The sequence below is a fragment of the Kitasatospora sp. NPDC005748 genome (genome assembly GCF_040630735.1).
Classification (GTDB): domain Bacteria; phylum Actinomycetota; class Actinomycetes; order Streptomycetales; family Streptomycetaceae; genus Kitasatospora.
The window spans coordinates 19523-38094 of the sequence record NZ_JBEXYD010000058.1 but is presented as its reverse complement, the minus strand read 5'-3'; the positions used below and the strand labels follow the sequence as shown (position 1 = coordinate 38094).

Here is an 18572-nt window from a genome sequence, read left to right as displayed (position 1 = left end):
GTCACCGCCGACGACGATCGGGGCGACCGGGCTCCATCGGGCCCGCCGGGCGGACCGGCCCGCGGTCAGGACTCCTTGACCACCACGGTCTTGGCCGCTTTGTCGTGGAAGCACTGCTGGAGCGGCTTGTCCCAGAGCAGCGACAACACGTTCACCAGCGAGAACACCGAGCCGACGCAGTAGACCGCCTGGGGCAGGCCGTAGACCGCGCTGCGGGTCCACAGCTCGTTGTCGCTCGGGCGGCCGCCGTGCGTCGCCGAGACCACCCGCAGCTTCATCGCCTTCTTGCCGACGGTCTGCTGGCCCTGGCTGAGCATCATCGCCGCCTCGTAGGCGAAGACGATCAGCGCGCCGATGACGGCGGCCAGGATCGAACCCGCCACGGTCGTGAAGGCCAGCTGGAGCACGATCAACGGGATCAGCAGCACGCCCAGGTCGATCAGACGGGCCAGGAAGCGGTCGGCCGGGGTGGCCAGGGTCCGGCTCCCGGGCGGCGGCGGTCCGTACGGCCCCGCCTGGCCGACCCACGGCGGGGCCTGGCCGCCGCCCTGCGGGTAACCCTGCGCGGGCGGCGGGTAGCCGGGAGCGCCCTGGGCGTAGCCGGGCGGCGGGTAGGCGGCGCCGGGCTGCGGGTCGTAGGGGCCCTGCGGGGCCCCGTAGCCCGGCTGCGCCGGCGGCGGCTGCTTGCCGTACGGGTTCTCGTCCGACGGGTGGCCGTAGCCGGGGGGTGGGTTCGTCATCGTCCTGCTCGTTTCGTCGCGGCTTGTCCCTCGGGTCTAGTGGCTCCGACGATCGTTTAGGAAGACCCTGGGGCCAACCGTTACGTGAACACCCCGGACCTGCCCCCTCGTCACCCGCCCCCGGCACCCTCGTTCCCGGCCGGACACGTCCGCCGGTACCGGGTCCCGGGCGATGGGGAGTTCGGCGTCTCGCCACCCCCCGGCTACGCGCAGTGGTGCCCGGCGGCCTCCGCGCCGGCCGGGTGACGGGGTGGGCGCAAATCCTGGGCGAGCAGGGCCGCGCCCAGTGCCGCGGCCCGGCGGCCGAGGGCGGCGGCGACGACGCGGGGTGGGTCCGGAGAGGTCAGGCGCTCGGACAGGGCCTTCCAGAGCGGGTCGAGGTAGGTCCGCCCGGCGAGGGACAGGGGGCCGCCGATGACGATCCGTTCGGGGGCGGTGTCGCCGACCGCGGCGGCCAGGACCTCGGCGAGGCCTTCGACGGCCTCCTGCCAGATGGCGGCGGCCGTCCCGTCGCCCGCCGCGGCCCGGGCCTGGACGTCTCTCGCGGTCACGCGCGCCTCGCCGGTGGCGAGGCGGTAGCGGCGGGCGATCGCGGCGGCCGAGGCGATCGTCTCCAGGCAGCCGCTCCCGCCGCAGGGGCAGGGGTCGCCGCCCGGGCGGACCACGACGTGGCCGAGTTCGCCGTCGCCGCCCGGCGCGTGCCCGTCGAGCACCATCGAGGCGGCGATGCCGGTGCCGACCGGGACGTAGAGGAAGGAGCGGCACGAGCGGCCGGCGCCGAGCCGGGCCTCGGCCAGGCCACCGGCGCGGACGTCGTGGCCGAAGGCCACCGGAACGTCGAGTTCCTCGGCCAGCCAGCGCCGGACGGGGATCTCGCGCCAGCCGAGGTGGGCGGCGAAGACGGCGGTGCCGGTCGCCTCACCGACCAGGCCGGGCACCGCGATGCCGGCCGCCGACGGCGCGTGGTGCCGGGCGAGGTCGGCGGCGTACTCCAGGACGGTCTCCAGCACGGCGTCCGGCCCGCGGTCGGCACGGGTCGGCCGCCGGCCGCTGTGCACGAGCGAGCCGTCCGGCGCCATCGCGACGGCCCGGATCTGCGCGACGCCGACCTCCAGCCCGATCACCACGGCGCTCGGGACCTCGGCGCGGTGGGTCACGGGGTTCTCCGCAGCCGTGATCTCCACCTGCTCTCCGTGATCGAATATGATAACTGCCTAGCCAATCCAATCACAGAGATGCACGATCTCTGGCGGTTCGGTCACTGCGCCCGCGATAGGCTTCACCTGCCGACACGACATGTAAGGGAGAGACCATGGGGACGCACGAGAGGTGGACGCGTCTGCTGGAGATCCTGGGCGACCGGGGCCGGCTGGAGGTCGGCGAGGCCGTCGAGCTGCTGAGCGTCTCCGCGGCGACCGTGCGTCGTGACATGGACGAGCTCGCGAACCAGCAGCTGCTGGTGCGCACCCGCGGCGGCGCGGTGCTGAGCGGTGTCGCGTACGACCTGCCGCTGCGCTACAAGACCGCCCGGCAGGCGAACGAGAAGCTCAGGATCGCCAAGGCCGCGGCCGCGCTCATCCCGCCGGGGGCGGTGGTCGGCCTCAACGGCGGCACCACCACGTCGGAAGTCGCCCGGGAGCTCGCGACCCGGCCCGACTTCGCCGAACACAGCAACGGAACCGCGCTGACCGTCGTCACCAACGCGATCAACATCGCCAACGAGCTGGCCGTGCGCCCGTACGTGAAGACGGTGGTCACCGGCGGAGTGGCCCGCCCGAACTCCTACGAGCTGACCGGGCCGCTGGCGACCATGGTGCTCCAGGGCCTCGCGCTCGACTACGCCATCCTCGGCGTCAACGCCGTGGACGCCAAGAACGGCGCCGCCACCCACGACGAGGGAGAGGCCAGCGCCAACCGCGCCATGGCCGAGCGGGCGGACAAGGTGATCATCGTCGCGGACGCCACCAAGATCGGCCGCCGAGCCTTCGCGCAGGTGTGCGCGGTCAACGAGTTCACGGTGCTGATCACCGACAAGGACGCCCCGGAGGAGATCGTCGAGCAGCTGATCGCCCAGGGCGTGGACGTGCACTCGGTCTGACCGCCCCCGGCACCGCGACGTTCGAGGGGCCCGGCAGCCGCCGGGCCCCTTCGCGTGCGACCGCCTCAGGACTTCGCGCGGAGCGTCGGCAGATGGCCCGCCCCGGCGACCCAGACGCCCTTCTGCATCACGGCGACGACGTCGTGGGCGGCGTCCAGCACCACCAGGTCGGCCTGTTTGCCGGTCTCCAGCGAGCCGACGCGGTCGCCCAGCCCCAGCAGTCGGGCGGGCACCGCCGAGAGCGACCGCGAGGCCTGCTCGGGAGTGAACCCGTCGACCGTCACCGCCCGCTTGAACGCCCGGTCGAGGGTCAGCGTGGAGCCGGCGATGGAGCTGCTGTCGGCGAGTTCCGCGACGCCGGCACGGACCCGGATGTCCAGCGGCCCCAGCCGGTAGGCGCCGTCGCCCATGCCCGCGGCGCTCATCGCGTCGGTGACCAGCGCGATCCGCCCGGCGCCGACCGCGCGGTGGACGAGGCCGACCACCGCGGGGTGCACGTGCACGCCGTCGTCGATGAGCTCGACGGTGACCCGGTCGTCCTCCAGCAGCGCGCCGACCGGCCCGGGGTCCCGGTGGCCGAGGGCGGGCATGCCGTTGAAGAGGTGGGTGGCCACGGTGGCCCCGGCGTCGATGGCGGCGCGGACCGTGCGGTAGTCCGCGGCCGAGTGGCCGACCGCCGCGACGACCCCCGCGTCCACCAGGGTCCGGACGGCGTCGAGCCCCCCGGGCAGCTCCGGCGCGAGGGTGACCATGCGGGCGTGGCCCTTGGCGGCGTCCAGCAGTCGGCCCAGCGGTTCGGGGGCGGGGTCGCGCAGCAGGGCGGGGGCGTGGGCGCCGCACCGGCCGCGGGCGATGAACGGACCCTCGAAGTGGACACCGGCCAGTACGCCGTCCTGGGTGAGTTCGGCGAGCACGGCAGCCTGGTGGCAGAGCTCGTCCAGCTCGGCGGTGACGGTGCTGGCGACGGTGGTGGTGGTCCCGTGCAGGCGGTGGAACCGCGCGGCGGCCATCACCTCCTCGCCGTCGGCGGAGGTGTACGAGGCGCCGCCGCCGCCGTGGACGTGCAGGTCGACGAAGCCGGGCACGACCAGGTAGCCGGTCAGATCCACGTCACCGGGCTCGGGAGTGCCCCCGAACCCGGTGATCAGGGCTCCTTCGACCGTGAGGCGTCCGCCGTCGACGGTGCCGGTGGCGGTCACCAGGCGAGCCCCGGACAGGGAGGTACGGGTAGCGGTCATGCGGCGCCCGCCGGGCCGTGGGCAGCGTTCGCGTGGTCCATGGAGCCTCTCTTGCGGCGATCGTGCGGCGAGGAGCAGGGCGGCCCCGGGAGGGCGCTGGGCGCGGCAGATCTGCACTCTTGTGCAGCACTCGCGGGCTCTGCGATCAGATCACATCATTGTGGATGAGCCGAAAGTTGCACGCAAGGGCTCCCGGGGGGCCGGAACGGGCGGACCGCCGACGGGCGGCGCAGTCGTCGGCGGTCACCCGGAGGCGTCCGCAGGTCCCGGGTGGCCCTCCCGTCCGGGACGGACCGGGAGTTGCGGGACATATCGGCGAACGCTATGGATGGGGGGTGATCAGACGCCACCGCTGGTCCTCGACGCGTCGCGGCCGCGGCGCACCCTCCGAGTGCGGGCGCTGCTGACCGTCCGGAGCCTGGCCGGCCGGGTGTTCCTGACCGAGATCGTGATCGTGCTGCTGCTGGTCGCCGCCGCGGTGACGGCGATGGTGCTGCAGGCGCGCTCCATCCGACGGGAGCAGCACCGCGCCGCACCTCCGCTGGGCCGCCGCCACCGACGAGGGCGGCCGGGGCATCTTCCTGATCGCCCAGCTCGCCCACCGCTGGGGCACCCGGTACACGCCGAGCGGCAAGGTCATCTGGTCCGAGCAGCCGCTCCCCGACGACGGCTCCCCGACGGCGGGCTGACGCCGCCCGCGCGCCCGACGGCGGCGGGCCCGCGGACCACACCCCGTCGCCGCGGGAGCGACGGGGGGCCCGAGGGCGACGGGGCCGACGGGGGCGCGCAGCGTCCGGCGGTCAGGGCCGGCAGGATCCGCACCGGGGCGGCTCCGTCCGCGGCGCGGGGACGAACAGGCCGAACACCGTGTCGGCGACCACCCCGAAGTCGCCTCCCCCCAGGGCCTTCCGGTCGCCACCGGGCGCCCGCGGACCGACGGCGGGGTCCAGCAGGGCGGGGGCGGGCCCTTCGACGACCGGCGACGGACGGACGTCGGTCACGGCCGGCCCCCCTCGCCCGTGCGGACGCCGGAGGACCGGGCCGCTCCCCCGGGCTCGCTCCACTCCGCGAGCTGGACGTCGATGCCGTTGGGGTCGAGCACCCCGAACGTCCACGCGCCCCACGGCTGCAGGGTCAGCGGCGCGGTCACCTTCACCCCTGCCGCTACCAGGCGGGCCGCCTCCTCCGCGATGCCGGTGACGGTGAACGACACGTAGCCGTCGAGCGGCGGGTTCGGTGCCACCGCGAAGTCCGACAGGACCAGGGTGATGTCCGTGGCGGCGTCGTCCCGTTCGAGCTGGACGAAGCCGTCCGTGCGCAGGACTTCACGGAATCCGAGGTGCTCGGTGAAGAAACGGCTGGAGGCGGCCGGGTCACCGACCACCAGCGCCACGGTGGTGGACGTGATGTTCATGCCGTCCAGCCTGGTCGCCGTGCCGGGAGCGAACAACGGCGATTCTCGCAACGATCGTTAACCCCCGGCTTCACGATCCGGTCGGGCGAGCGGCCCCGCTGCGGACGGCGTGAGGCGGACGGCATGAGGCGGACGGCGTGACGCGGACCCCGGGAAAGCGTCCGGCGTTCGCCGAGTACGTCGCCCGGTTCTCAGCGCCCCGAGGCGCCCCGAGGCGCTCCGGGCATCCGGCGGACCACCCGCCCGACCGGTCCGCCGGGTGGACCCTAGAAGGCGAACACGCCGAGGTCGCGGACGGTGGCGGCGAGGGCGCGGATCGCGTCGTCCTCCGCCTCGTTGCGCCACACGAGGGCGAAGGAGAGCGGGGCGAGGTCGGTGATCGGCAGCCAGCGGACGTCGGGCATGCCCCAGTACCGGGTGACGTGGCTCGGGAAGGGCTGGACGATGTCGCCCATGGCGACCAGGTCGATCAGTTCGGAGGAGTGCGTCACCTGGTACGCGCGCTCGATCGGGCGGCCCTTGGGGGTGGTGAAGGGCAGGTACCCCTCCTCCCAGTAGTCCAGTCCGATCCGGCCGCTGCCCTGCGGGAAGTCGGCGAGGTTCTCGAGCCGGACCGACGACCGGCCGCCGAGCGGGTGGTCCGCCGCCACGGCGAGGATGCGCGGGTCGGTGAACAGGGTGGGGCCGACGGTCAGATCGGGCTCCTCGACGGGGAGCCAGGCGACGAAGACGTCGCATTCGCCGTCGCGCAGCTTGCCGAACGGGTCGTCCAGGACCGACAGCCGGACCTGCAGCTCCCACTGCGGGTGGCGCTTGCGGAACGTCTTCCAGTAGACGTGCAGGTCGCCGACGTTGAACGGCATCATCAGGACCCGCAGCCGCCCGCTCACCCCCTGGGCGGCCATCCGCGCGCGCTCCAGCGAGTCCTGGAGGCCCTGGTAGCACGGCCGCAGGTCGTCCCGCAGCTGCCGGCCGACCTCGGTCAGCCGCACCGTCCGGCTGGTGCGCTCGAACAGCATCGCCCCGACGCTGCGCTCCTGCTTCCTGATCGCCTGGCTGACCCGGGCCGGGGAGATGTGCAGCCGCTCGGCGGTCCGGCCGAAGTGCAGTTCCTCGGCCAGCGCCAGAAAGATCTCGATGTCCCGCAGCTCCACCAGCGTCCCCCGATGTTCCCCGTGCCGATCTTCCGATCGCCGCGAAGTCTACGGCGCCCGCCCCCTGGCCGGTATGACGGGCGGCCGCCGCCGGGGGGCCTCGGACCGACGGTTCCGGCACCGGGCGGACGCGCCGTCGCGGCCCCTCCCGGCGACGACGACGCGGGGCCGCTTGGCGTGATTGATTGTGATTCTTCAGGCCGATTTCCGAGCATGGGCGCGCAGTGCAGCTGTTTCGTCACGGGGTGTATCGCAAGGACACGTCAAGGGTCGATAGTGGGTGTCGCATTGACAACGGTCCGGCAACAGGGCTGGACCGGCTCGAACGGCTGATGAACACTGAGCCATCAGAAGACGCCACAAGATGATTCATTCCTGCTAGATTTGCGCATATTCGCGCAGCAAGTCGCAGTCTCTCCGTCGGTCGAGCAGGTCTGACGACGGTCCTCCCAGAAGCCCGGATGCGACGTTCCGTGGCTCGAAGAACACGTCCGGCACCCGGCATCGCCCCCGGGGCCAGAGGAGGTCTCCCATGAAGAACCGCGCGCTCACGCTCCTGTCCGCCTGTACGGTCGGCGCGCTCGCCCTCACCGCCTGCGGCAGCAGCGGCGGCGACAGCGCGTCAGCGGACGGCACGGTCACCCTCAAGCTGGTGGCGGCCGACTACGGGGACAAGGCGAGCAACAGCTCCAAGGCCTACTGGGACGACGTCGCCCAGCGCTTCCAGGCCGCCAACCCCAAGATCAGGATCGATGTCCAGGTCGTGAACTGGAACGACATCGACAAGCAGGTCAAGACGATGATCCAGAGCGGCAACGAGCCCGACATCCTGCAGACCGGCGGGTACGCCGACAAGGTCACGGACGACCTGCTCTACAAGGCCGACGACGTCATCTCGATGGCCACCAAGGCCAACCTCATCTCCACCTTCGCCTCGGCCGGCGAGGTCAACGGCGTCCAGTACGGCATACCGTTCGTCTCCTCGGCCCGCGCGTTCTTCTACAACAAGGCCCTGTTCACCCAGGCCGGCATCACCGAGGCCCCCAAGAGCTGGGACGACGTCAAGAAGGACGCCGAGCTGATCAAGGCCAAGGTCCCCGGCGTCACCCCGTACGCGCTCCCCCTCGGCCCGGAGGAGGCCCAGGGCGAGAGCGCGATGTGGGAGTTCGGCAACGGCGGTGCCATCACCGACGATTCGGGCAACTACACGCTCAACAGCGCGGCCAACGTGGACACCTTCAAGTGGCTGAAGACCAACCTGGTCGACCCCGGCCTGACCTACGCCAACCCGGCCACCACCGACCGCAAGACCGCCTTCGCGGACTTCGCCGCGGGCAAGGCCGCCATGCTCAACGGCCACCCGTCCCTGATCCAGATGGCCGCCGACGGCAAGGTCGACTACGGCGTCGCGCCGATCCCCGGCAAGGACGGCGCGCTCAAGTCCACCCTCGGCGTGGCCGACTGGACGATGGCCTTCAAGAAGAACGGCCACAAGGAGCAGATCAAGCAGTTCCTGGACTTCGCGTACTCCAAGGAGAACACGCTGAAGTTCGACGAGCTCTACAACCTCATGCCCGTCACCCAGGACACCCTGACCGAGATGACGGCCAGCGGCAAGCACAAGGACCTGGAGCCGTTCTTCGCGCTGCTCCCGCAGGCCAAGTTCTACCCGCTCGGCAAGACCAGCTGGGACACCGTCTCCGCCGAGATGAAGAAGACCATCGGCACCGCCGTCAAGGAGGACCCGGCCAAGGTGCTGGGCGACCTGCAGAAGAAGGCCGAAGCCGCGGCCGCCGACACCAAGTAGGCGCCCCGGCCCCCCGACCGCGGGGGCGGCGGACCGCCCTTACTCCACCCCGCCGCCCCCGCACCACCACCGTCCCGCTCCGTGCGGCACCCAGGCCGCACGCGCACGGAAGGCGCCTCCGGTGTCCCTCAACCCCTCCCGCACCAAGGCGGCCGGGCCGGCCCCCGGCCCGAAGGCCTCCCGCCGACGCGGCCTCGACCGCCTCGGCCCGCTCCCCTGGATCGGCCCCGCCGTCCTGCTGATCATCGCCGTCGTCCTGTGGCCCGTCTACGAGATGGTCCACACCTCGTTCCAGCGGATCAGCACCAGCGGCTTCGTCCGCGGCTCGGCCGGCTTCGACAAGTACCGCAAGCTCTTCGACGAGACCGACCTCGGACACGTCCTGACCGCCACCGTCGTCTGGACCGTGGTCGTCGTCAGCATCACCATGGTCGCCTCACTGGCCCTCGCCCAGCTGTTCAACCAGCAGTTCCCCGGCCGCCGCCTCACCCGCTGGGCGCTGATCGCGCCCTGGGCGGCGTCCGTCCTGATGACCGCCATCGGCTTCAAGTGGATGCTCAACCAGACCGCCGGCGTCCTCAACACCGCGATGGTCGACCTCGGGATCATCGACGGCCCCAAGGACTGGCTCGGCGACCCGTCCACCGCCTGGCCGTGGATGGTGTTCGTGGCGATCTTCGTCTCGCTCCCCTTCACCACCTACACCCTGCTCGCCGGTCTGCAGACCGTACCCGCGGAGCTCTACGAGGCGGCGGAGGTCGACGGCGCCGGCACCTGGCGCACCTACCGCCTGATCACCCTGCCGCTGCTGCGCCCGGCCTTCCTCGTCGGTGTCGTCATCAACCTGATCAACGTCTTCAACTCCTTCCCCATCATCTGGGGCATGACGCAGGGCGGGCCGAGCAGCGACACCGCCACCACCACCGTCTTCATGTACCAGCTGAAGAACACCGACATCGGCGAGAGCGCGGCCATGTCCGTCGTCAACTTCGCCCTGGTCGTCGTCATGGTGCTGCTCTTCCTCAAGGTCAGCCGCTGGAACGAGGAGGAGAACCGATGACCCAGCAGACCCTCACCGAGCCCCGTACCGCGCAGCGCCGGCGCCGGCCCGCCGCCCCGGCCGTGCCGCCGGCCGGCCGGCGCCTCCGCCCCCGGACCGTGGTCGTCGCGGCCACCGCCTGGCTGCTGGCCGCCGTCTTCCTGCTGCCCTACGCGCAGATGGTGATCACCGCGCTGCGCCCGGCCGACGAGCTGCGCGACAACACCTACCTCCCGGAGCACTTCGCCTGGTCCAACTTCGTCGACGTCTGGCGCGAGTCCAACCTCGGCTCGAACCTGCGCGTCACCCTGCTCGTGGCCGGCGGGTCCACCGTGCTGGTCCTGCTGGTGGCGCTGCCCGCCGCGTACTACACGGCCCGGATGACCTTCCGCGGACGCAAGCTCTTCCTGCTGCTCGTGCTGGTCACCCAGATGTTCCAGCCGACGTCGCTCCTGGTGGGCCTCTACCGCGAGTTCTACCAGCTGGACATGCTCAACTCGGTCTGGACGCTGATCCTCTGCAACGCCGCCTTCAACCTGGCGTTCGCGATCTGGATCCTCAGCGCCTACATCGGCTCCATCCCGGTGGCGCTGGAGGAGGCGGCCATGATCGACGGTCTGAGCCGGTTCAGGGCGCTCCTGCGCGTCACGCTCCCGCTCGCGCTGCCCGGGGTCGTCACCGCCGTGATCTTCACCTTCATCGCGGCCTGGAACGAGTTCGTCATGGGCCTGACCCTGTCCACCGTGCCCGACAGCCAGCCGCTCACCGTCGGCATCAACAGCTTCGTCGGCAACTACACGGTGCAGTGGAACTTCCTGTTCGCCGGGTCGATCGTCGCCATCCTCCCGGTCGTGGTGCTCTTCGCCTTCATCGAGCGCCAGGTCGTCTCCGGACTGACCGCCGGATCCGTGAAGTAGCCCGCCGGCCCGCACCCGCGCCGACCGTCGAGGACCGGCGGTCGGCAGGCCGCTGTGACCACCCCCCGAGCACCAGGGAGCCCACCGTGCCCGAGAGCAGTACGAGAGCCCGTCACCCCGTCGCATCGGAGGCGCGCGATGGCTGAGCACGCCCGGCCCGACGAGTGCGTCATCGCCCTGGACGTGGGCGGCACCGGGATGAAGGGGGCGCTGGTCGACCGGCGGTCGGGCGTCCTGCTCACCGAGCGGCGCCGCACGCCCCGGGCGGCCGGGCCCGAGGCCGTCGTCGACGCCGTCACGGCGGCCCTGCGGTCCCTCGCCGGCCAGGCCGCGGACCTCGGCCTCACCGTCCGCCAGGCCGGGGTGGTCGTCCCCGGCATCGTCGACGCCGAGCGGGCCGTGGCCGTCTACGCCGCCAACCTCGGCTGGCGCGACCTGCCGCTGGCCGCCCTGCTCGAAGAACGCACCGGACTGCCGGTCACGCTGGGCCACGACGTACGGGCCGGCGGCCTGGCGGAGGTCCGGCTGGGCGCCGCGCGGGGCGCCCGGGACGCGCTGTTCGTCGCGATCGGCACCGGCATCTCGGCCGCGATCGTCCACGACGGCCGGCTGCTGACCGCCGGCGGCTACGCGGGCGAGCTCGGCCACCTCGTCGTCGAACCGGACGGCCGGCCGTGCCCCTGCGGCGCCCGGGGCTGCCTGGAGACCATCGCCTCCGCGGCGGGCATCGCCGCGGCCTACAGCGCCCGCACCGGCCGGCCCGTCCACGGCGCCGCCGAGGTCGCCGCCCTGCTCACCGAGGGGGACGAGGCCGCCCTGGCCGTCTGGCAGCGCGCCGTCCACGGGCTGGCGACCGCGCTCACCACCGCCGTGACGCTGCTCGCCCCCGAGGTCGTCGTCCTCGGCGGCGGGCTCGCCGAGTCGGACGGCCTGCTGCTGGACCCGCTGCGGGCCGGCCTCGACCGGAGACTGACGTTCCACCGGCGCCCCCGCCTGGTGGCCGCCGCGCTGGGCGACGAGGCGGGCTGCCTCGGCGCCGGGCTGCACGCCTGGGACACGGTGGACCGGCTGGGAACAGCGCTGGGCGCTCCCGACCGTCACTGACCGGGCCGCCGTACCGGCCCCCGCCCCGCCCCCGCCCGCGCCGCTCGTCCGGCAGGACCCGGCGCGGCTCCGTGGGGCCCGCAGGCGCGCGCCCGGACCTCAGGTGAATCTGCGATCAATACTGTCGCAAACTCTCACTCTTGACTCATGGACGATCACGCCTTCCGAGGCGGCGAACGGCATCGTTCGGCGATCGTTCCCCGCTCCACGCACGGGCGATCGCCCCAGCTCACGCGCAATGCAGCGGCGTTGATCCGATGGACGGGCGGTCGGGGGCGGATCGCGAGGGAACTTCTGCATGCGCACTTCAAAGTCGGCATCGGGCCGCACCACCCTGGTATCAAATGCTTGAAGATGCTTAAATGTGCATCATCTAGCTCAGCTTTCATCAGATGATCTTGAAAGGGGTCAGCAATGACGCACGTAGAGGCAGAGATCGCCGACCAGCCGCAGTGCTGGGCGCGCGCGGCGGCACTGGCCGCGGCCGGCCACCCCGCCCTGCCCGGCGCGGGCGAGCGGGTCGCCGTCGTCGGGTGCGGGACGTCGTACTTCATGGGCCAGGCGTACGCCGCCCTGCGCGAGTCCGGCGGCCAGGGCGTGACCGACGCGTTCGCCGCGTCCGAGTTCCCGACCGGCCGCTCCTACGACCGCGTGATCGCACTCACCCGCTCCGGCACCACGACCGAGGTGCTGGAACTGCTCGACGGCCTGCGCGGAAAGGTCCGGACCAGTGCGATCACGGCGGATCCGAACACGCCCGTCATGTCGGCCGCGGACGACGTCGTCGTCCTGGACTTCGCCGACGAGCGGTCGGTCGTGCAGACGCGCTTCGCCACCACCGCGCTGACGTTCCTGCGCGCGCACCTGGGCCTGCACACCGAGGCGGTGGAGGAGGACGCCCGCCGCGCCCTGGCGGAGCCCCTGCCGGCCGGCCTGGTCGAGTGCGGCCAGTTCACCTTCCTGGGGCGCGGCTGGACGGTCGGCCTGGCCAACGAGGCCGCGCTGAAGATGCGCGAGGCGGCCCTCGCCTGGACCGAGTCGTACCCGGCCATGGAGTACCGCCACGGCCCGATCAGCATCGCCGCGCCGTCCACCGCCACCTGGATGCTCGGCGACGCCCCGGTCGGCCTCGCCGAGCAGGTCGACTCGACCGGTGCCCACTGGATCGAGGGCCGGCTCGACCCGCTGGCCGAGCTGGTCCGCGTGCACCGCCTCGCCGTCGCCGTCGCGGCGGCCAGGGGCCTCGACCCCGACCAGCCGCGCAACCTGACGCGCTCCGTGATCCTCGCCGACGCGTGACCCCCACCGTCCAGGTCCCCGCGGCCGGGCGTACCGCAGCGGCAGGGAGGCAACCGTCGTGATCGTGACCGTCACGCCCAACCCGGCGCTCGACATCACCTACACCCTCGCCGCGCTGCGGCCGCACGAGAGCCACCGCGTGGAGACCGTCCACGAGCAGGCCGGCGGCAAGGGCGTCAACGTGGCCCGGGTGCTGCACGCCCTGGGGCGGCGGACCACGGCGGTCCTGCCGCTCGGCGGGACCGCGGGCAGCGCCGTCAAGGCCGACCTCGACCGGTCGGGGATCGTCCATCTGACGATCCCGCTCACCGGAGCGGCGACCCGACGGACGATCGCCGTCGTGCACGACGGCGACGCCACGATGCTCAACGAACCCGGGCCGGAGCTGTCCGCGCTCCAGTGGACCGCGCTCCGCGCGGGGGTGGCGAGCCTGGTGCCGGCCGCCCGGGCCCTGGTGCTGTCCGGCAGCCTGCCCCGGGGCGTTCCGCCCGGCGGCTACGCCGAGTTGGTGCGGCTCGCCCGCGACCGGGGCGTCCCGGTGATCCTCGACGCCGCCGGCCCGGCGCTCACCGAAGCCCTAGACGCCCGGCCGACGATCATCAAACCGAACGCCGCCGAACTGCGGGACGCCACCGGGACGGCCGATCCGCCGACGGCCGCCCGGGCGCTCGTGCGGGCGGGCGCCGGAACGGTCGTCGCCTCCCTCGGACCGGACGGGCTGCTGGCCGTCGACCCGGCCGGGGCCTGGCGGGCCTTCCTCCCGGCGGACGCCGGCATCAGCGGCAACCCCACCGGAGCCGGGGACTCCGTGGTGGCCGCCCTCGCCGTCGGCCTCGCCGAGCACGCCCCGCTGCCGGTCGCGCTGACCCGGGCCGTCGCGCTGTCGGCCGCCACCGTCCAGGCCCGCTACGCCGGCATGTTCGACCGCGACGGCTACCGGCGTCTGCTCCCCCAGGTCCAGGTCGTCCCGGCCTGACCGCCCACCCTCACCCCGAGAAGGGTCCGCCATGCCTCTCAGCACCACGGGCGAACTGGTCGCCGAAGCCGCCGCCCGGCGCGGCGCCGTCGCCGCGTTCAACGTCATCACCCTGGAACACATCGAGGCCGTCGTCGCCGCCGCCGAGGCCACCGGGGAGCCGGTCATCCTCCAGGTGAGCGAGAACGCCGTGAAGTTCCACGGCGGCCGCCCGCACCCGATAGCCGCGGCCGCCGTCAGCGCCGCGCGCCGCAGCGGCGCCCGGGTGGCACTGCACCTCGACCATGTGAAGAGCGAGGCGCTGCTCCGCGAGGCCGCGGACTGCGGATTCAGCTCCGCCATGTTCGACGCCGCGCACCTGTCCTACGGGGAGAACGTCGCCGCCACCCGCCGGGCCGCCGACTGGGCCCACGCCAACGGCCTCTGGCTGGAGGCCGAACTCGGCGAGGTGGGCGGCAAGGACGGCACCGGGCCGCTGAGCGCCCACGCCCCCGGGGCCCGCACCGATCCCGACGAGGCCCGGCGCTTCGTGGCCGAGACCGGCATCGACGCGCTCGCCGTCGCCGTCGGCAGCTCGCACGCCATGACCACCCGCGACGCGACGATCGACCACACCCTGCTCGCCGCGCTGCACCACGCCCTGGACCTCCCCCTGGTCCTGCACGGCTCCTCCGGCGTCAGCGACCCGGAACTCCAGCGCGCGATCCGGGTCGGCATCAGCAAGGTCAACATCGGCACCGCCCTGAGCATCGCCATGACCGGCGCGATCCGGTCCCACCTGCGCGGCGACCCCAACGGCGTGGACCCGCGCCACTACCTCGCGGCCGGCCGCGAGGCCGTCACCGACACCACCGCCCAGCTCCTGACGACCGTCGGCGCGGCGGACCGGGGCGGCGTCCCGGTCTCCAGCGGCTGACGGACGGCGGCCGGCCCGGCCCGTGGACCCCGTGGACGGCAGGAGGGCGCGGGAGGGCGCACCGGACAGGGCCGCGACGGCCGGACGGGCCGTCGCGGCCCCTCGGCGTGCTTCCCCCCCCCGGCCTCCTCAGGCGCCCGCCTCCACCCGGCGCTCCGGCGCGCTCGTCGGGTCGAGGAAGATGCCCTCCAGGGTCAGATACGCCCCGCCCTGGGCCGCGTTGGAGAGCCCGAGGGTGGAGGCGGCCACCACGACGCGCTCGGCGGTGGGCCTGATCCGGCGCTCGTCGAGCACCCGCTGCACGGCGTCGACCAGATAGCGGCCGAAGACCGCGAAGTACCCGCCGAGGACGATCCTCGGCGGGTTCAGCACGTCCACCAGGATGCCCAGCCCGAGGGCCAGGTCGTCCGCGATCAGGGCCAGCGCCGCCAGCGTCCGCTGCTCGCCCCGGTCCGCCCGCGCCAGCAGCTCGTCCAGGCGCTGCGCGAGGTCGACCGACCGGTCGTGCACCCGGTCGGTGCGGTCGGCAGCCGCGTCCAGGAAGGCCTGCAGGCCCACCGCGGTCTCCCAGCAGCCCGTCCGGCCGCAGGCGCAGGGGCGCTCCCGGCGGTCGACGTGCATGTGCCCGATCTCGGAGCCGCGCAGCAGCTTGCCGCCGGAGAGGCTGGCGCCGCCGACGCCGATCCCGCCGGTGACGTAGACCAGTTCGCGGACGTCGTCGGCGGCCGCGCGGAGGTACTCGGCCAGCGCCCCGGACTCGGCGTCGTTCGCGAGCAGAACGGGCGGGGCGGCCGGGCCGAGCCGCGCGCGCAGTTCGGCGGCGGCCGGCACGTCGCGCCAGCCGAAGTTGGTGGCCACCAGGACGGTGCCCGACCCGGCGTCGACCTCGCCCTGGGTGACCAGGGTGACGCCCGCCGCGCTCATCCCCCGGGCGCCGATCTCGCGCAGACAGGCGCGGACCATCCCCGCGACCTCGTGCAGCGTCTCCTGCGGGCTCAGCTCCGGCAGGTCGATCCCGCGCCGGCGCTCGTGGACGACGGTGCCGCTCAGATCCACTGCCAGCACGGTGATGTGATCGACGCCCAGCTCGGCGCCGACCCCGCAGACCCAGCGTCCGTCGAGCGTGACCATGCGGTGCGGGCGGCCCACCGCGCCCGCCCGGTCCAGCTCGCCCTCGCGGACCAGGCCGCGCTGGATCAGCTCGGTGACCAGCACCGAGACGGTGGCCTTCGGCAGCCCGGCGACGGCGGCGATCCGGGTGCGCGACTGCTCGCCGCTCTCCCTCAGCAGGCGCAGCACCAGGCCCAGGTTGTTGCGGCGCATGGACCCCTTGTCGGCGGCGTCGGGGTAGCCCGCCATGATGCCGGCGGCCCCGGTGGTGCCACTGCCCCGTGCTTCCTGCACTGTCTCTCCTGTTCCCGAGGGTGCCGACGGCGCCCATGGTAGTTGTCGCGGCGATCGGAATAACGGCCTTGCCTGCGCTGGACCTTGACAATACCCACCTTAGTTCAGACACTAGCCGAACTAACAAGCCCGAGGGTGCGGCCTTCCCCCCAGGCCCCCTCCACCGCTTGTCCCCTGGAGAGGAATCACACGATGGGCAGAACCTCGACCACCACCCGGGTCCTCGGCACCGCCACCGTGGCGGTGCTGGCCCTGACCGCCACCGCCTGCGGCAGCGGCTCCGAGAGCACGGCCGGCGGCTCGTCCGGCAGCTTCGCCTACTGGTCGATGTGGCGGGCCGACGAGGCCCAGGCCAAGGTGATCAAGGCGGCGATCGACCAGTTCCAGACCGACACCGGCATCACGGTCGACATCACCTGGGCCGGACGCGACGTCAAGAAGAAGATCGGCCCGGCGATCGCCACCAACCAGGCCCCCGACCTGTGGGACCAGGGCGCCGACGGCGTCTACGGGGCGACCGCCCAGGCCGGCCAGGCGCTCGACCTGTCCGACGTCCTCGGCATGGAGGTGCCCGGCGAAGGCAGGAAGGTGTCCGACGTCGTCCCCGCGAAGTACCTGGACGCCCTGCCCAAGGACCCGGACGGCAGGAACCACTACGTGATCCCGTACGAGATCTCCTCGGGCGCCCTCTTCTACAACACGGCCGACCCCGACATCGCCGCCGCCATGCCGAGCCCGCCGGCGAGCTGGGCCGACTTCCTCAAGGTCTGCGACGCGCTCAAGGCCAGGGGCCGGGCCTGTCTGGCCTCCGACGGTGAACTCGCCTGGGAGAACGGCCTGATCCTGGACTACCTGCTGTCCGCCGGCGGGGTCGGCTTCAACGCGCTGAGCTCCGACCCGTCCGGCGCGAGCTGGGACGCCCCGGCCGTGCTCACCGCCGCCAGGCAGACCGAGCAACTGGTGAAGGGCGGCCACCTGATCAGCGGCTACGACGCCACCAAGTTCCCCGCCCAGGAGACCAACTGGGCCGCCGGCAAGGCCGCGTTCTACCCGGACGGCAGCTGGGTCACCGACGAGGTGGCCAAGCAGCTCCCCGCGGACTGGAAGATGGGCGCGATGCTGCCGCCCGGCGCCGTCAACGCGGACTCGATGATGTTCGGCTTCGCGATACCGAAGAAGGCCGAGCACTCCGCCGCGGCCAAGAGGTTCATCGCCTACTTCCTGCAGAAGAAGACCCTCACCGGGATCTCCACCGAGGCCGGGAACATCACGCCGCGCTCCGACATCCCCGCCCCGGCCGCGCTCACCGACATCCAGAAGGCGCTGGACGCCGCACCCGTCCGCCTCACCTACGACGGCGTGGCCGGCGACTACCCCACCAAGGTCTTCAACCAGAACTTCCTCGACCTCTGGCACGGCAAGACCTCCGCCGAGCAGTTCGTCGCGAAGATGAAGTCCGACCAGGCCTCCTTCTGGAAGAGCCAGGGCTGAGGCGACGATGGCCACCGCACTCCAGGACCCGCCCGCCGTGCGCGGCGGCGGGCGCGCGCAGCCGGTGAACGCCGGCACCTCACCGCTGGAACGCCAGCACCGGCGCATCTTCTGGCCGTTCGTCGGTCCCGCGCTGCTCGTCTACGGCGTGCTGTTCCTGGTCCCGATCGGCTACGCCGCCTGGACCAGCCTCTACAAGTGGGACGGCATGGGCGCCAAGCACTGGCGCGGCCTGCGGAACTACCGGATCCTCTTCGAGGACGCGGCGTTCCGGACCTCCCTGGTCAACACGTTGGAGATCCTCTTCGTCGGCGGCGCGATCACCTTCGCGATCAGCCTGGCGCTCACCCTGGTCCTGCGCGAGATGCGGGCCCGGCTGTTCGCCCGCTCGGTGCTCTTCTTCCCGTGCCTGGTGAACGCGATGGTGTTCGGCATCGCGGCCGGCTTCCTGTTCTCCCCCGACGGGCCGGTCAACACCGTGCTGCACTGGCTCGGCACCGCGACCCCGCCCAAGTGGCTCGCCACCGACAACCTCTTCCCGATGATCGTCGCCACCCTGGTCTGGACGGCCACCGGCTACTACACCGCGATCATCATGGCGGCGGTCGACCAGATCCCCGAATACCTCTACGAGGCGGCCGAGTTGGACGGCGCCAGCGCCTTCCGCCGGTTCCGGCACATCACCCTGCCGCTCGCCTGGGACGTGATCTCGGTCTGCGCCGTGCTCTGGACGGTCAGCTCGGTGAAGATCTTCGAACTGATCCTGATGTACGGCGGCAGCAACTCCAGCCAGCCCCCGGTCGACACCTGGAACACCGCGATGTACGTCTACGCCGAGGCGTTCCCGCAGACCTCGGCGCCGCAGCTCGGCATGGCCACCGCCGCCGCCCTGGTCAGCCTGGTGATGGTCGGGGTGATCACGTTGGCGCTGCGCCGGCTGATGCGCCGCGCCGCCGTCGAATACTGACCCCCTCA

General features: G+C 72.7%; 17 protein-coding genes and 1 pseudogene. 11 read left to right on the top strand and 7 right to left on the bottom strand.

What is annotated here, in order from left to right; genetic code table 11:
• Window positions 1-65: 65 nt before the first annotated feature.
• Together ABZ495_RS29950 and ABZ495_RS29945 are read right to left on the bottom strand one after the other, a co-directional pair.
• Entirely contained in the window at window positions 66-740 is a 675-nt protein-coding gene (locus ABZ495_RS29950) for an RDD family protein (protein WP_359839013.1), read from the bottom strand.
• A gap of 203 nt (window positions 741-943) precedes the next feature.
• Window positions 944-1924 (bottom strand): ROK family protein, encoded by a 981-nt coding sequence (locus ABZ495_RS29945; RefSeq protein ID WP_359839011.1) that lies wholly within the window; start codon window positions 1922-1924, stop codon window positions 944-946.
• A gap of 128 nt (window positions 1925-2052) precedes the next feature.
• On the opposite strand from ABZ495_RS29945, the gene ABZ495_RS29940 reads away from it, so the two are divergent.
• Window positions 2053-2838 carry a DeoR/GlpR family DNA-binding transcription regulator gene (locus tag ABZ495_RS29940; protein ID WP_352286541.1) on the top strand — a complete coding sequence of 262 codons (786 nt, stop codon included), beginning with the start codon at window positions 2053-2055 and terminating at the stop codon, window positions 2836-2838.
• 65 nt (window positions 2839-2903) lie between these two features.
• Here ABZ495_RS29940 and nagA read toward each other — a convergent pair whose 3' ends face one another.
• The gene (gene nagA, locus ABZ495_RS29935) at window positions 2904-4076 is read right to left on the bottom strand and encodes an N-acetylglucosamine-6-phosphate deacetylase (protein WP_359839009.1); all 1173 of its coding nucleotides are present in this window, start codon (window positions 4074-4076) and stop codon (window positions 2904-2906) included.
• Window positions 4077-4585: 509 nt separating this feature from the next.
• Here nagA and ABZ495_RS29930 point away from each other — a divergent pair.
• A pseudogene (locus tag ABZ495_RS29930) lies at window positions 4586-4765 on the top strand (ATP-binding protein); the annotation flags it as partial.
• A gap of 111 nt (window positions 4766-4876) precedes the next feature.
• On the opposite strand, the gene ABZ495_RS29925 reads toward ABZ495_RS29930, so the two are convergent.
• The 3 genes from ABZ495_RS29925 to ABZ495_RS29915 all read right to left on the bottom strand — a co-directional run bounded on the left by ABZ495_RS29925 (window position 4877) and on the right by ABZ495_RS29915 (window position 6644).
• Window positions 4877-5077, bottom strand: a complete 201-nt coding sequence (locus ABZ495_RS29925; protein WP_359839007.1) for a hypothetical protein — start codon at window positions 5075-5077, stop codon at window positions 4877-4879.
• Complete coding sequence (locus tag ABZ495_RS29920) at window positions 5074-5490, bottom strand: VOC family protein (RefSeq protein WP_329485508.1); 417 nt, start codon at window positions 5488-5490, stop codon at window positions 5074-5076. Before ABZ495_RS29920 ends, ABZ495_RS29925 begins: the two co-directional genes overlap by 4 nt.
• Before the next feature lie 266 nt (window positions 5491-5756).
• On the bottom strand, window positions 5757-6644 hold the full coding sequence (locus ABZ495_RS29915) for a LysR family transcriptional regulator (RefSeq protein WP_359839005.1): 888 nt from the start codon (window positions 6642-6644) through the stop codon (window positions 5757-5759).
• 532 nt (window positions 6645-7176) lie between these two features.
• Between ABZ495_RS29915 and ABZ495_RS29910 the strand changes: the two genes are divergently transcribed.
• The 7 genes from ABZ495_RS29910 (at window position 7177) to ABZ495_RS29880 (ending at window position 14702) form a co-directional block, all read left to right on the top strand.
• Window positions 7177-8451 (top strand): extracellular solute-binding protein, encoded by a 1275-nt coding sequence (locus tag ABZ495_RS29910; RefSeq protein ID WP_359808831.1) that lies wholly within the window; start codon window positions 7177-7179, stop codon window positions 8449-8451.
• Window positions 8452-8572: 121 nt separating this feature from the next.
• A complete protein-coding gene (locus ABZ495_RS29905; RefSeq protein ID WP_359808829.1) occupies window positions 8573-9511 on the top strand; it encodes a sugar ABC transporter permease in 939 nt (312 codons plus the stop codon).
• Window positions 9508-10407 carry a carbohydrate ABC transporter permease gene (locus ABZ495_RS29900; RefSeq protein WP_359808827.1) on the top strand — a complete coding sequence of 300 codons (900 nt, stop codon included), beginning with the start codon at window positions 9508-9510 and terminating at the stop codon, window positions 10405-10407. Before ABZ495_RS29905 ends, ABZ495_RS29900 begins: the two co-directional genes overlap by 4 nt.
• Before the next feature lie 138 nt (window positions 10408-10545).
• Window positions 10546-11511, top strand: a complete 966-nt coding sequence (locus tag ABZ495_RS29895; protein ID WP_359808825.1) for an ROK family protein — start codon at window positions 10546-10548, stop codon at window positions 11509-11511.
• 414 nt (window positions 11512-11925) lie between these two features.
• On the top strand, window positions 11926-12810 hold the full coding sequence (locus ABZ495_RS29890; protein ID WP_352286528.1) for an SIS domain-containing protein: 885 nt from the start codon (window positions 11926-11928) through the stop codon (window positions 12808-12810).
• 58 nt (window positions 12811-12868) lie between these two features.
• Complete coding sequence (locus ABZ495_RS29885; RefSeq protein WP_359839003.1) at window positions 12869-13786, top strand: 1-phosphofructokinase family hexose kinase; 918 nt, start codon at window positions 12869-12871, stop codon at window positions 13784-13786.
• 31 nt (window positions 13787-13817) lie between these two features.
• Window positions 13818-14702 (top strand): class II fructose-bisphosphate aldolase, encoded by an 885-nt coding sequence (locus ABZ495_RS29880; RefSeq protein ID WP_352286524.1) that lies wholly within the window; start codon window positions 13818-13820, stop codon window positions 14700-14702.
• Window positions 14703-14831: 129 nt separating this feature from the next.
• On the opposite strand, the gene ABZ495_RS29875 is transcribed toward ABZ495_RS29880, so the two are convergent.
• Window positions 14832-16106 carry an ROK family transcriptional regulator gene (locus tag ABZ495_RS29875; protein WP_359839001.1) on the bottom strand — a complete coding sequence of 425 codons (1275 nt, stop codon included), beginning with the start codon at window positions 16104-16106 and terminating at the stop codon, window positions 14832-14834.
• A 192-nt stretch (window positions 16107-16298) separates the two neighbouring features.
• On the opposite strand from ABZ495_RS29875, the gene ABZ495_RS29870 reads away from it, so the two are divergent.
• Both ABZ495_RS29870 and ABZ495_RS29865 read left to right on the top strand, forming a co-directional pair.
• Window positions 16299-17597 carry an extracellular solute-binding protein gene (locus tag ABZ495_RS29870; protein ID WP_359838999.1) on the top strand — a complete coding sequence of 433 codons (1299 nt, stop codon included), beginning with the start codon at window positions 16299-16301 and terminating at the stop codon, window positions 17595-17597.
• A gap of 7 nt (window positions 17598-17604) precedes the next feature.
• Window positions 17605-18564, top strand: coding sequence for a sugar ABC transporter permease (locus ABZ495_RS29865; protein WP_359808817.1), 960 nt, complete (start codon window positions 17605-17607; stop codon window positions 18562-18564).
• The last annotated feature ends 8 nt before the right edge of the window (window positions 18565-18572 follow it).